At 36.2% G+C, this 12598-nt stretch carries 12 protein-coding genes; 11 read left to right on the forward strand and 1 reads right to left on the reverse strand.

Annotated features, from left to right (window positions below; all coding sequences use genetic code 11):
- The first annotated feature begins 9 nt into the window (after nucleotides 1–9).
- Nucleotides 10–1191 carry a glycosyltransferase family 4 protein gene (locus FC46_RS00690; RefSeq protein WP_057797116.1) on the forward strand — a complete coding sequence of 394 codons (1182 nt, stop codon included), beginning with the start codon at nucleotides 10–12 and terminating at the stop codon, nucleotides 1189–1191.
- Between the two features lie 31 nt (nucleotides 1192–1222).
- Here FC46_RS00690 and FC46_RS00695 read toward each other — a convergent pair whose 3' ends face one another.
- Nucleotides 1223–1885 carry a YigZ family protein gene (locus FC46_RS00695; protein WP_057797117.1) on the reverse strand — a complete coding sequence of 221 codons (663 nt, stop codon included), beginning with the start codon at nucleotides 1883–1885 and terminating at the stop codon, nucleotides 1223–1225.
- A gap of 46 nt (nucleotides 1886–1931) precedes the next feature.
- Here FC46_RS00695 and FC46_RS00700 point away from each other — a divergent pair, with 46 nt between their 5' ends.
- The 10 genes from FC46_RS00700 (at nucleotide 1932) to trxB (ending at nucleotide 12382) form a co-directional block, all read left to right on the forward strand.
- The gene (locus tag FC46_RS00700; RefSeq protein WP_057797118.1) at nucleotides 1932–3221 is read left to right on the forward strand and encodes an ATP-dependent helicase ComFA; all 1290 of its coding nucleotides are present in this window, start codon (nucleotides 1932–1934) and stop codon (nucleotides 3219–3221) included.
- A complete protein-coding gene (locus FC46_RS00705; protein ID WP_057797119.1) occupies nucleotides 3218–3910 on the forward strand; it encodes a ComF family protein in 693 nt (230 codons plus the stop codon). Before FC46_RS00700 ends, FC46_RS00705 begins: the two co-directional genes overlap by 4 nt.
- Nucleotides 3911–3989: 79 nt before the next feature.
- Entirely contained in the window at nucleotides 3990–4535 is a 546-nt protein-coding gene (gene hpf, locus FC46_RS00710; protein ID WP_057797135.1) for a ribosome hibernation-promoting factor, HPF/YfiA family, read from the forward strand.
- A 142-nt stretch (nucleotides 4536–4677) separates the two neighbouring features.
- Complete coding sequence (gene secA / locus FC46_RS00715) at nucleotides 4678–7077, forward strand: preprotein translocase subunit SecA (RefSeq protein ID WP_057797120.1); 2400 nt, start codon at nucleotides 4678–4680, stop codon at nucleotides 7075–7077.
- A 58-nt stretch (nucleotides 7078–7135) separates the two neighbouring features.
- A protein-coding gene (prfB, locus tag FC46_RS00720; RefSeq protein ID WP_157046763.1) for a peptide chain release factor 2 occupies nucleotides 7136–8252 on the forward strand; the annotation gives its coding sequence in 2 pieces (ribosomal slippage) (nucleotides 7136–7207 and nucleotides 7209–8252; 1116 coding nt in all).
- A gap of 4 nt (nucleotides 8253–8256) precedes the next feature.
- Nucleotides 8257–8511 (forward strand): hypothetical protein, encoded by a 255-nt coding sequence (locus FC46_RS00725; RefSeq protein WP_057797122.1) that lies wholly within the window; start codon nucleotides 8257–8259, stop codon nucleotides 8509–8511.
- 10 nt (nucleotides 8512–8521) lie between these two features.
- Nucleotides 8522–9487 (forward strand): HPr(Ser) kinase/phosphatase, encoded by a 966-nt coding sequence (gene hprK, locus FC46_RS00730; RefSeq protein WP_057797123.1) that lies wholly within the window; start codon nucleotides 8522–8524, stop codon nucleotides 9485–9487.
- A complete protein-coding gene (gene lgt, locus FC46_RS00735) occupies nucleotides 9487–10323 on the forward strand; it encodes a prolipoprotein diacylglyceryl transferase (RefSeq protein ID WP_057797124.1) in 837 nt (278 codons plus the stop codon). Before hprK ends, lgt begins: the two co-directional genes overlap by 1 nt.
- A gap of 28 nt (nucleotides 10324–10351) precedes the next feature.
- A complete protein-coding gene (locus FC46_RS00740) occupies nucleotides 10352–11371 on the forward strand; it encodes an NAD(P)H-dependent glycerol-3-phosphate dehydrogenase (RefSeq protein ID WP_057797125.1) in 1020 nt (339 codons plus the stop codon).
- 78 nt (nucleotides 11372–11449) lie between these two features.
- Complete coding sequence (gene trxB / locus FC46_RS00745; RefSeq protein WP_057797126.1) at nucleotides 11450–12382, forward strand: thioredoxin-disulfide reductase; 933 nt, start codon at nucleotides 11450–11452, stop codon at nucleotides 12380–12382.
- Nucleotides 12383–12598 lie beyond the last annotated feature (216 nt).

Below are 12598 nucleotides of genomic sequence, written 5' to 3' on the forward strand. Positions count from 1 at the left end.
CAGTAAAATATGTTTAAAATTATTGTTGATTTATTCTTTGTAGTAATCATCGAGGCAGCAATTACTCCTTTTATTAGAAGGCTAGCTTTCGTATTAGGAGCTGTCGATAACCCTAATGCTAGAAGAGTAAATAAAAAACCAATGCCAACAATCGGTGGTCTTGGAATTTTTGTCACTTACAATATTGGTGCGTTTGTTTTGTTGCGCCAGCAGTTTCCAACTCATGAATTATTCTCAATTTTATTAGCTTCAAGCGTTGTTGTACTAACAGGGATGATTGATGATATTTTGGAATTAAAGCCGCGTCAAAAAATGTTTGGTATTTTTATTGCCGCTTTAGTCATTTATTTCTTGGGTGGCATTCGCATGAATGTGTTGAATTTGCCATTTGTGAGTCATGAAATTCACCTAGGTTGGTGGAGTTTACCGATCACAATTTTTTGGATTCTTGCTTTGACTAACGCGGTTAATTTAATTGATGGATTAGACGGATTAGCAGATGGTGTATCATTAATTTCCTTAACAACAATGGGAATTGTCGGCTATTTCTTCTTACATACACATCAATTATATGTACCCATAGCCTGTTTTATGCTAGCTGCTTGTTTAGTTGGTTTTTTGCCGTATAATTTCCATCCAGCTAAGATCTTCTTAGGAGATACTGGTGCTCTATTTATCGGTTTCATGATTTCAGTTCTTTCTTTAAAAGGTCTGAAGAATGTCACTTTTATTTCATTATTAGTACCAATTATAATTTTGGGAGTGCCAATTACAGATACAGTTTATGCAATGATCAGGCGTAAGCTTAACAAGCATCCAGTTTCACAGGCTGATAAGCATCACTTGCATCATCAATTAATGCGGATGGGTTTAACACATCGGCAGACAGTGTTAACTATCTATGCAATTTCTTTGATATTTTCATTCATTTCTTTGCTCTTTTTGTTGTCACCTGCTTGGGGAACTTGGCCATTAATCATTTCCTTAATTCTTGCTTTGGAACTGTTCGTAGAATCAATCGGATTGTTAGGTGAAAAATATAAACCACTAATGCATTTGATTCAAAAAATCATTTCTAATCGCAGTACGAATGATCCAAATGTTGAAGTTTGGCATTTAGGTGAAGAGAAGCCAAATCAGCTAAAGCGAGAAAGTAAAGAAAAAGTTGAATCAAAAGAAAATAAAGAATAAACAAAGAAGAGGAACTAAAAAGTTCCTCTTTTTATTGCTCATGAAAATTATTATCTTTAATAGGGATTTCGTTGTAGCGTTTTTCACCATTTTGAAATTCTACTTTGCCCGAAAGTAAATTGATTATTTTGTCTTTAAAGTCATCAACATCTTTTTCATCTAAAAAGACGCTTATTTTGATATCTACACCATATTCAGTATTAGCGACAAAAATATCGTTTTCGCTCAAAAAATGTTGAACTTCATCAAAGCGTGGATAAGCAACTGAAAAAATAATCTCTTGTTGTAAAACGCGCTTAACAACGCCGATTGCTTCGACGGCCTTAGTAACGCTATTTGAATATGCACGAATTAGACCACCGGCTCCTAATTTGATACCACCAAAATATCTTGTTACTACAACAGTTACATTCTTTAAATTCATGAGTTGTAAAGCCTTTAATTCAGGAATACCAGCTGTTCCACTTGGTTCACCATTATCGCTTGCTTTAACTTTATCATCGTTAAGACCAATAGTATAAGCGTAAGTATTGTGGGTTGCGTCATGATATTTTTTTGAAATTTCTTTGATAAATGCTTCAGCTTCGTCCGGATTATTAGTTCTAGCTAGGCTAGCAATGAATTTGCTTTTCTTGATGATGATTTCATGATCGCCGTTTTCTTTAATAGTTAAAAAATTTTCTTTTTCTGACAAAAAAATCGCCTCTTTTTTGCGTATTTAATTATAGGGGGGATAAAACATGGAAGATTTAACCCAAATGATTGGCCGACAATGGTCAATTAGCCAACAAGAGGATTCTAGCATATTTGAAGGAGTTAAGAAAATTGAAGCGATAAAAAATGGTGTTTGTCAGCGTTGCGGCACTGAAGCAGAGAATGCTTTGCCTAATAAAAAGAAATATTGTCGTGCCTGTATTGTATTAGGACGGTTATGTGAAGGAGACTACTTAATCAGAATGCCAGGTGAAGTTGATTTTCCCAAAATAAAAAATGGCGGCTTAACTTGGCAAGGAAAATTAACTACTAAGCAGCAAAAGATTTCTGACCAATTGGTTGAAAACTTTAAGCAGAAAAAATCTAGCTTGGTTCACGCCGTAACTGGAGCAGGAAAGACAGAAATGCTTTTTGCTTTAATTGCCGAATGTATGAGAAATGGCAAGCGCGCCTGCATTGCTACTCCTAGAATTGATGTGGTGAATGAACTGTATCCGCGTTTTAAAGAAGCTTTTCAGGAAATCAAAATCGGAAAATATCATGGTCAAGAATATCATGAGCCTGAGCTGGAACAATTAACGATTTGCACTACTCATCAATTGATGAAGTTTTACCATGCTTTTGATTTATTAGTGATCGATGAAGTTGATTCTTTTCCTTACGTAAATAATCCTGAATTGCACTTTAGCGCTAAGAAGGCTGTTAAAAAAGATGGAATTCGTGATTATTTGACAGCAACGCCAACGCAAGATTTATTAACAGAAGTCAAAGCAGGAAAGATAGAGCTCCTAAAACTAAATCGACGCTTTCACGGAGGGCTCTTACCAGTCCCAAAAGAAGAGATGTTTCTTAAGCCATTTTTGAAAAAAGAACAGATTAATCCTCAATTATTAAAAAGAGTGATAGAGGTAATTGATCAAGGACATCAGTTATTACTGTTTGTACCACGAGTTGAAGAAATTCCGGCTTATCTAACGGGATTAAAAAAGCAAAAATTTCCAAGGCAAATCAAAATAGATGGCGTGCATGCGGCAGATCCTGAACGACTTGAAAAAGTACAAAAATTTCGTGAGCGCCAATTAGATTTGTTAGTAACGACCACGATTTTGGAACGCGGGGTTACATTTAAAGGGGTATGGGTAATTATTATTGCTGCAGAAGATCCGATTTATACAACTGCTAGTTTAGTTCAGATTGCCGGACGTGTCGGTCGTGATAAGGATGATCGAAATGGGCTGGTTTTGTATTGCTACCGGCGCTATAGCAAGAATATGCGTGAAGCGGTTAAGCAGATTAAGGAGATGAACCAGTCATGAATGAGTGTTTATTATGTGGTCAAGTCTTTATTCCACGTTTTTCTTTTGTCAGAACTTTCTCGATCGAGATTAACGATGAAAGATTGTGTTTACAGTGTCTAAAAAAGTTTGAGCGCTTAGGCAAGGATCGTTGTCCTTTCTGTGATAAAAATATGGAAAAAGTGGAAATTTGTTCAGATTGTCGCTTTTGGCAAAAAATTTATGGGAATAACTTAATGAAGAATCATTCAATATATCGTTACAATCGTCAATTCCATGATTTAATGGTGTCATATAAACGTTATGGTGATTATTGTTTACATAGGGTTTTAGAAGAATTAAGTAGTGAGCACTTAAAGAATTTGAATTTTGATTACTATGTGCCGATACCGACATCACCAGATCACCAACAAAAGCGACAGTTTGATACAATTACTGCAATTTATGAAAAGATAGTACCACTGTCATTTTTCCTGAAAAAAAGAGAGCATACTGGAGCACAAGGTGAGAAGAATAAACAAGAGCGTTTAGCTACACCCCAAGGGTTTATAGTTGACGCAAATCAACTTTCTGAAAAAGATATAAGCGAAACTAGTATATTGCTATTAGATGATATTTATACAAATGGTAGAACCCTTTATCACGCGCGTGACAAGCTGCTAGAGATTTTTCCTAATGCTAAAATTGAAAGCTTCGCAATTTGTAGATAAATTTATGTTAAACGCTTACAAACTTTGGTATAATGTAAATATAAAGAAGAACCGCTTAGCGGTGAAAGGAGAATCTTATATGTTAAAATACAATGTTCGTGGAGAAAATATTGAAGTTACTGATTCTTTGAGAAGTTACGTTGAAAAACGTTTGAAGAAACTTGAAAAGTACTTTGAATTAAATCAAGATGTAATTGCTCACGTAAACTTGAAGGTTTACCGTGACCACTCAGCTAAGGTGGAAGTAACTATTCCATTACCATACTTGGTCTTAAGAGCTGAAGAAACTACTGATGACATGTATCGTAGCATTGACTTTGTTTCAGAAAAATTGGAACGTCAAATTAGAAAATACAAGACTCGTGTCAACAGAAAGAGCCGCGAAAAAGGTTTACAAGACTTCTTTGTAGAAGCTCCTGAAGAAGAAAAGAAGTCAAGCAGCGAATTCGACATTGTTCGTAACAAGCGTGTAAACTTGAAGCCAATGGATCCAGAAGAAGCAATCTTGCAAATGGATATGCTTGAACATGACTTCTTTGTTTTCCAAGACGCTGAAACTAACGGCACTAGCATCGTTTACCGTAGAAACGATGGTCGTTACGGTTTGATTGAAACTGACGAATAAAAAACAGCATAAACTAATGATTAATAAATAAAGCCTCGCGCATCGTGCGAGGCTTTTTGCTGAATATTTTTAATTTCTCTTCAATCATGGTAAAATTAATCTGTATTTTTAGACTTTTAACATATAAGGGATCGAATAATTAATGGCTAATATTTTAAAGAAACTTTATAACGAGGACAAAAGACAACTCAAGAAATTCGAAAAAATTGCAAAAAAGGTTGAAAGCCATGCTGATGAAATGGATAAGTTAACCGACGAGCAGTTAAAGGCTAAGACGCCAGAATTTCGTAAACGTTTGAAAAATGGTGAAGCTTTGGATGATCTTCTTCCAGAAGCTTTTGCTGTTGCCCGTGAAGGTGCAAAACGTGTACTTGGTCTTTATCCTTATCACGTACAAATTCTTGGTGGTATTGCACTGCACTTTGGTAACATTGCGGAAATGATGACTGGTGAAGGGAAGACCTTGACCGCCACCATGCCAGTATATTTGAACGGCTTGGAAGGAAAAGGTGTTCACGTTGTTACAGTTAACGAATATTTGTCAAGTCGTGACGAGGAAGAAATGGGTCAACTATATAGATGGCTTGGATTGACTGTCGGTTTGAATTTGAATTCTAAGTCACCAGACGAAAAACGTGAGGCATACAACTGTGATGTTACGTACTCAACTAACTCTGAACTTGGTTTTGACTATTTGCGTGACAACATGGTTGTTTATAAGGAACAAATGGTACAACGTCCACTTAATTATGCCATCATCGACGAAGTTGACTCTATCTTAATTGATGAAGCTAGAACTCCTTTGATTATTTCAGGTCAAGCTGAGCAATCAAACGGTGACTATATTAGAGCTGACCGTTTTGTTAAGACATTATCTGAAGACAAGAGCGATGATGATGCTGATGACGATCAAGATCATGGCGATTACAAGATCGACTGGCCAACTAAGACCATTTCTTTAACTAGAACTGGTATTGCTAAGGCCTGCAAGCACTTTGGTCTTAAGAACTTGTATGATGTAGAAAACCAAAAGCTAGTTCACCATATTGATCAAGCTTTGCGTGCTAACTATATCATGTTAAAGGATATTGATTATGTTGTTCAAGACGGTGAAGTAAACATTGTTGACTCGTTCACTGGTCGTGTTATGGAAGGTCGGCGTTACTCAGACGGTTTGCACCAAGCTATTGAAGCTAAGGAAGGCGTTAAGATTCAAGAAGAATCTAAAACTCAAGCTACTATTACTTACCAGAACTTCTTCAGAATGTATAAGAAGTTGTCTGGTATGACTGGTACTGGTAAGACTGAAGAGCAAGAATTCCGTGAGATTTACAACATGCAAGTAATCACAATTCCTACTAACCGTCCGATTGCCAGAAAAGATATGCCTGATGTTTTGTATCCAACTTTGGATTCAAAATTCGAAGCAGTAGTTAAAGAAATTAAGACGCGTCACGCTAAGGGACAACCAGTCTTAGTTGGTACTGTTGCCATTGAAAGTTCAGAACGTTTGAGTAAAATGCTTGATGCGGAGGGAATTCCACATGCTGTTTTGAACGCTAAGAATCACGCAAAAGAAGCTCAGATCGTTATGAACGCTGGTCAACGTGGTGCGGTTACTATCGCTACTAACATGGCTGGTCGTGGTACTGACATTAAGTTGGGGCCTGGTGTCAAAGAACTCGGTGGGTTAGCAGTTATTGGTACTGAAAGACACGAATCTCGTCGTATTGATAACCAGCTTCGTGGTCGTTCTGGTCGTCAGGGTGACCCTGGCTACACTAGATTCTACTTGTCACTTGAAGATGACTTGATGAAGCGTTTCGGTGGAGATCGTGTTAAGGACTTCTTAGATCGTTTATCAGATAATGATGATGATAAGGTTATTGAAAGTCGCTTGATCACTCGTCAAGTTGAATCAGCTCAAAAACGTGTTGAAGGTAACAACTACGATACTCGTAAGCAAACCTTGCAATACGATGATGTTATGAGAATTCAACGTGAAATCATTTACGGTGAACGTATGCAAGTTATTGAAGCTGATAAGTCATTGAAGAACGTTTTGATTCCAATGATTCACAGAACTATTGATAGTCAAATCGCAATGTTTACGCAAGGTGATCGTTCACAATGGCGTCTGGATTCATTGCGTGATTTCATCGTTTCAAGTTTAACTAATGAAGAAATCGCTGATTCAATTGACTTTAAGACAATTACTGTTGATCAATTGAAAGAAAAGCTTTATGACATTGTTGAACAAAACTTTGAATCAAAAGAAAAAGCCCTTGGGGATCCTTCACAAATGCTAGAATTTGAAAAAGTGGTTATTCTTCGTGTTGTTGATGATCGTTGGACTGACCATATTGATGCGATGGATCAACTTCGTCAATCAATTGGTTTACGTGGTTATGGCCAGTTAAATCCATTAGTTGAATACCAGGATTCAGGTTATAGAATGTTTGAAGAAATGGTTTCTAACATTGAATTTGACGTAACTCGCTTATTCATGAAGGCAGAAATCAGACAAAACTTAAGTCGTTAATAAGGAAAAGGGGAAGTGGTAGTGTCACCTCTCCTTTTTTATTTGAAAGGTGAAAAATATGGAAATTAGTGAAATTCAAAGTGTGTTAGATGAATTAAAGAAGCGTCTAGATCACTTTAGGGGGTCTCTTTGACTTAGATGCAATTGATGAAAGTATTGAAATTAATGAGCAAAAAATGGCTCAGCCCGACTTTTGGAATGATCAAGAAGCAGCTCAGAAATTAATTGCGGATAATAATATTCTAAAAGAAAAAAGAGATTCCTTTTTAGCTCTAGAAAAGGGGTTTGAAGATGAAGAAACCGCTCTGGAGATGCTTAGAGAAATGCCTGATGAAGAAATTCGAGAAGAGGTGGAAAGCAATTTAACCAAATTGCAGGAACATTTCCATAACTATGAATTAGACTTACTATTGTCAGGTAAATATGATTCTCACAATGCTTTGATGGAAATTCACCCAGGTGCTGGCGGAACGGAAGCAATGGACTGGGCAAATATGCTATTGCGAATGTATCAGCGTTATTCTGATAGTAGCGGTTTTAAGTTTGAAATAAATGATTATGAGCCGGGAGAAGAAGCAGGCGTCAAGAGTGTAAGCATCAGAATTTCTGGTAAGAACGCATATGGAATGCTGAAGTCAGAGCATGGTGTCCACCGATTAGTTAGAATTTCACCATTTGACTCAGCTAAACGCCGTCATACATCTTTTGCTTCAGTTGAAGTTATTCCCGAAATTGATGATAGTATCAAGATCGATATCGATCCAAAGGATCTTAGAATCGACGTTTATCGTTCTAGTGGGGCTGGTGGTCAGCACATCAACAAAACTTCTAGTGCGGTAAGAATTACTCACATTCCAACAGGAATTGTAACTACGTCTCAAGCTCAACGGTCACAAATTCAAAACCGTGAAACTGCGATGAATGAATTACGTGCTAAGCTGTTCCACTTAGAAGAAGAAAAGAAGTTAAAGCAAAAACAAGCTTTAAAGGGTGAACAAAAAGAAATTGGTTGGGGTTCACAAATTCGTTCTTACGTCTTTCATCCTTATAATTTGGTTAAAGACTTACGAACTGGTTATGAAACAGCAGATACCAGCGGTGTAATGGATGGGAAATTACAACCATTTATTTACGCATACTTACAATGGCTTTTAAGCCAAGAAAATCCGGAGTAGAAATATGACTTTTACTAGCATTCTTATTTTGGTTTTAGTAGCAGCTGTAATTTTGGCAGTGATGTTTGCCTTATTTCATATATTTATTGCCTTAATTCCAGTTGTTTTGATCCTTGCTATTTTAATTTGGATAATAAATAGATTTTCAAATAAGAAAAATAATGATAATATGCCAAGTGACGAAAGCGCTTTTAGATATAGTTCTAAAGGTCATAAAAAAGCGCGCAATGTAAGCGTCAAAGATATTAAAGATAAGTAGAGGCATTAAAATGGTAGAATCAGTAAAATTAACTAAATTGATCCGTGATATCAGTGTTATTAAAGTTTACCAAGGGGAAAACTTTATTTCAGATAAAAATATCGTGGTCTCAGATATTTATCGTCCAGGTTTAGAGTTAACAGGCTATTTTGACTTTTATCCTAAGCAAAGAATTCAACTTTTGGGAAGAACAGAAATTTCTTATGCTGCTAGATTAGATCATGATTTGAGAAAGAAAGTTTTTGATAAAATGTGTACGTCAGAGACACCATGCTTTTTAATTTCTCGATCATTACCGATTCCAGATGAACTAAAAGATGCAGCTGATGCAGCTAAAATTCCAATTTTGCAATCATCAGAATCCACTACATATTTATCCAGTATTTTGACTGATTATCTACGCCAAAGACTGGCTAAAAGAACAAGTATCCATGGCGTTTTAGTTGAAATTAAGGGAATGGGTGTCTTACTTACAGGTGCTTCAGGTGTTGGTAAGTCAGAAACAGCTTTGGGATTGGTTCAACGCGGTCATCGTTTAATTGCGGATGATAGAGTTGATGTTTACCAAAAAGATCACAACACGGTTATGGGGGAATCTCCTAAGATTCTTAGACACTTAATGGAAATTAGGGGAATCGGTATTATTGATGTTATGAACTTATTTGGTGTTGGTGCAATTAAGAATAGAGCGGAAATTCAGCTAGTTATTAATTTAGTTAACTGGGATGCTAATGCTAATTACGATCGTTTAGGTTTTAATGAAAATACGCGCGAAATCTGTAACGTTTCCGTGCCACAAGTGACGATTCCAGTTAAAGTTGGGCGAAATATTGAAATAATCATTGAAGTGGCTGCCATGAACTTCAGAGCAAAGAAGAATGGCTATGATGCTGCTCAAGTTTTTGACGATAATTTAGCTAACCTTATTTCTGACAATTCTAAGATTGATACAGAAAAGGAGCGAGAAGATAAATAATGCTACTGGCTTTAAATAGAAATGCCTTTCAATTTGGTAACTTTTCCGTAAAATGGTATGGAATTATTATGGCCATAGCAATTATTTTAGCAACTTGGATGGCAATTTCTGAGGGTAAGAAAAGACAGATTATGCCTGATGATTTTGTTGACCTTTTGTTATGGGCTGTGCCACTTGGCTATGTTGGAGCAAGAATTTATTATGTCATCTTTGAGTGGCCATATTATGCTCAACACCCTGATCAGATAATCGCTATCTGGAATGGTGGGATTGCTATTTATGGTGGATTAATTGCAGGTTTGATTGTTTTACTAATCTTTTGCTACAAGAGGATGCTACCACCATTTTTGATGCTTGATATTATTGCTCCTGGTGTAATGGCAGCACAAATTCTTGGGCGCTGGGGCAATTTTGTTAATCAAGAAGCCCACGGCGGTCCTACTACTCTGCATTTTTTACAAAGTTTACATTTACCGGAATTTATCATTTCGCAGATGAGAATTAATGGTGTATACTATCAACCAACTTTTTTATACGAATCATTCTTTAATTTGATTGGTTTGATTTTGATTCTTAGTTTACGCCATCGCAAACATCTATTTAAGCAAGGTGAAGTTTTCATCTTTTACGTAATGTGGTACTCTGTAGTTCGATTCTTTGTTGAAGGATTAAGAACAGATAGCTTGTATATTTTTGGTATGATTAGAGTATCACAAGCGTTAAGTGTGATTTTGTTCATTGCTGCCTTGGCTTTACTTATTTATCGACGTGTAAAAGTTAAGCCAAAGTGGTATCTTGATGGTAGTGGGTTAAAATATCCTTATAGTCGAGATTAATAAAAGTATAGAAAGATTGAGAGAAAAAATGACAAAAATTTCAGTTTTAGGTAATGGTTCATGGGGTTCAGTTTTGGGATCAATGCTTGCTGATAACGGCAACGATGTGATTCTTTACGGAAATATCGAAAGTGTTAATGAAGAAATCAACGCGCATCACACTAACACTCACTACATGAAAGATTGGAGCATTAATCCTAATGCAGTAGCTACTGGTGATTTAGAAAAAGCAGTTAAGGGTGCAGATGTTCTTTTGTTTGTATTGCCAACTAAGGTAGTTAGAATTGTTGCTAAGAATGTCCGTAAAATTTTAGACGAAACTGGCGAAAAGCCTTTACTTGTTACTGCCACTAAGGGAATTGAACCTGGTAGTAAGAAACTTATTACTGATATTTTAGCTGAAGAAATTTATCCTAATGACAGTGATAAGATCATTGCAATCTCAGGACCAAGTCACGCTGAAAATGTAGCACAAAAAGACTTAACTGCAATTGCTTGTGCCTCAAAAGATGAAGAAAATGCCAAAACTATTCAAAAGCTTTTTTCAAATAATTATGTTCGCTTCTACACTAACGATGACTTAGCAGGTGTTGAAGTTGGTGGTGCCGTTAAGAACGTTATTGCGATTGCTGCAGGTATTTTGGTTGGTAAGAAATATGGTGATGATGCTAAAGCTGCTTTAATGACAAGAGGTTTAGCTGAAATTACTCGTCTTGGTGTAAATTACTTTGGTGCAAAGCCTATGACTTTTTCAGGTTTGTCAGGAATTGGAGACCTTATTGTAACTTGTACTTCAGTAAATTCACGTAATTGGCGTGCTGGTAAGCAAGTTGGTGAAGGTAAGAGTCTTGATTATGTTTTAGAAAATATGGGTCAAGTTGTTGAAGGGGCAACTACTGTTAAAGCTGTTCACGAATTAGCTCAAGAAAAGAACATTGATATGCCAATTAGTGAAGCTGTCTATCGCGTTTTATATGAAGACGCTAATGTTGATGAAGAAATTGCAAAGATGATGGGTAGAAGTCCTAAGCCAGAAATCCGTTTGTAAGCTAGATAGTTGCAAAAGAAAAAAAGTGTAGTAGTATTAAGCTTATAAAAAGTAAGTGACAACTTAAGGAGTAAAAATATGACTGATAAAAAAATATATGATGTCATTATTATCGGCGCAGGCCCCGGTGGTTTAACTGCTGCACTATATGCTGCACGTGCCAATTTAAAAGTTCTTATCTTAGATCGTGGTCCATATGGTGGACAAATGAACAATACTGATGCGATTGATAACTATCCTGGTTTTACCGAAATTAAGGGACCAGAATTAGGAGAAAAGATGTATCAATCAGTGATGAAATTTAATCCCGACTTTGAATATGGTGATGTTCAAGATGTTAGGTTAGATGGCAACAAGAAAATTGTTAAAACTGATACAGGCGAATATACTGCTCCTGTAGTTATTATTGCAACAGGTGCTGATCATAAGAAAATTAATGTTCCTGGTGAAGAAGAATACTCAGGACGTGGTGTTTCATACTGCGCGGTCTGCGATGCAGCTTTCTTCAAAGATGAAGATGTGGCTGTGATTGGTGGTGGAGATTCAGCTGTGGAAGAAGGAATTTATCTTTCACAATTGGCTAAAAGCGTAACTATTGTTCATCGCCGTGATCAATTACGTGCTCAACCAACTTTACAAAAGCGTGCCTTTGATAAAGATAATATTCATTTTATTTGGAATGCTGAAACTGAAGCAATTCAAGGCGATGGTAATAAGACGACTGACTTAGTTTATAAAGATAAAGAAACTGGCGAAGAAAAGAAGTTACCAGTTGCAGGTGTGTTTATTTATGTGGGGGTTGTGCCACAAACCGTTCCGTTTAAAGATTTAGGTATCTTGAACAAGTATGGTTGGGTTGAAACTGATGACCATATGCGTACTAAAGTTCCAGGTATTTTAGCTTTGGGTGATGTACGTAGCAAAGATTTACGACAAATTGCTAATGCAGTTGGCGATGGTAGTATTGCGGGTCAAGAAGCATACAATTATCTGCAAGGTTTAGATAAATAACATAAATTTATATTGATTACATATAAGAATTAAGAGCGATTTTTTGAACTTTTAGGTTTGAAAAATCGCTTTTTTTCTAAACATTCAATTAAGATATTTATATTTATTAAAAAATGTAAATCGCTTACATTTTTTCTCCAAAATTTACATTAAATAATATACGCAAATTGCAATAATAAGTTGGACACTTTATGCAGCTTGATAGATGTTATCTAA

The sequence above is a fragment of the Lactobacillus kalixensis DSM 16043 genome, from assembly GCF_001434335.1.
GTDB lineage: Bacteria > Bacillota > Bacilli > Lactobacillales > Lactobacillaceae > Lactobacillus > Lactobacillus kalixensis.

Bases quoted from the DNA above. Each gene is read 5' to 3' on its own strand.
- FC46_RS00690 (WP_057797116.1), top strand. From the start codon at position 10: ATGTTTAAAATTATTGTTGATTTATTCTTTGTAGTAATCATCGAGGCA.
- hprK (WP_057797123.1), top strand. From the start codon at position 8,522: ATGGTAGAATCAGTAAAATTAACTAAATTGATCCGTGATATCAGTGTT.
- FC46_RS00700 (WP_057797118.1), top strand. From the start codon at position 1,932: ATGGAAGATTTAACCCAAATGATTGGCCGACAATGGTCAATTAGCCAA.
- secA (WP_057797120.1), top strand. From the start codon at position 4,678: ATGGCTAATATTTTAAAGAAACTTTATAACGAGGACAAAAGACAACTC.
- FC46_RS00740 (WP_057797125.1), top strand. From the start codon at position 10,352: ATGACAAAAATTTCAGTTTTAGGTAATGGTTCATGGGGTTCAGTTTTG.
- lgt (WP_057797124.1), top strand. From the start codon at position 9,487: ATGCTACTGGCTTTAAATAGAAATGCCTTTCAATTTGGTAACTTTTCC.
- trxB (WP_057797126.1), top strand. From the start codon at position 11,450: ATGACTGATAAAAAAATATATGATGTCATTATTATCGGCGCAGGCCCC.
- FC46_RS00705 (WP_057797119.1), top strand. From the start codon at position 3,218: ATGAATGAGTGTTTATTATGTGGTCAAGTCTTTATTCCACGTTTTTCT.
- hpf (WP_057797135.1), top strand. From the start codon at position 3,990: ATGTTAAAATACAATGTTCGTGGAGAAAATATTGAAGTTACTGATTCT.
- FC46_RS00725 (WP_057797122.1), top strand. From the start codon at position 8,257: ATGACTTTTACTAGCATTCTTATTTTGGTTTTAGTAGCAGCTGTAATT.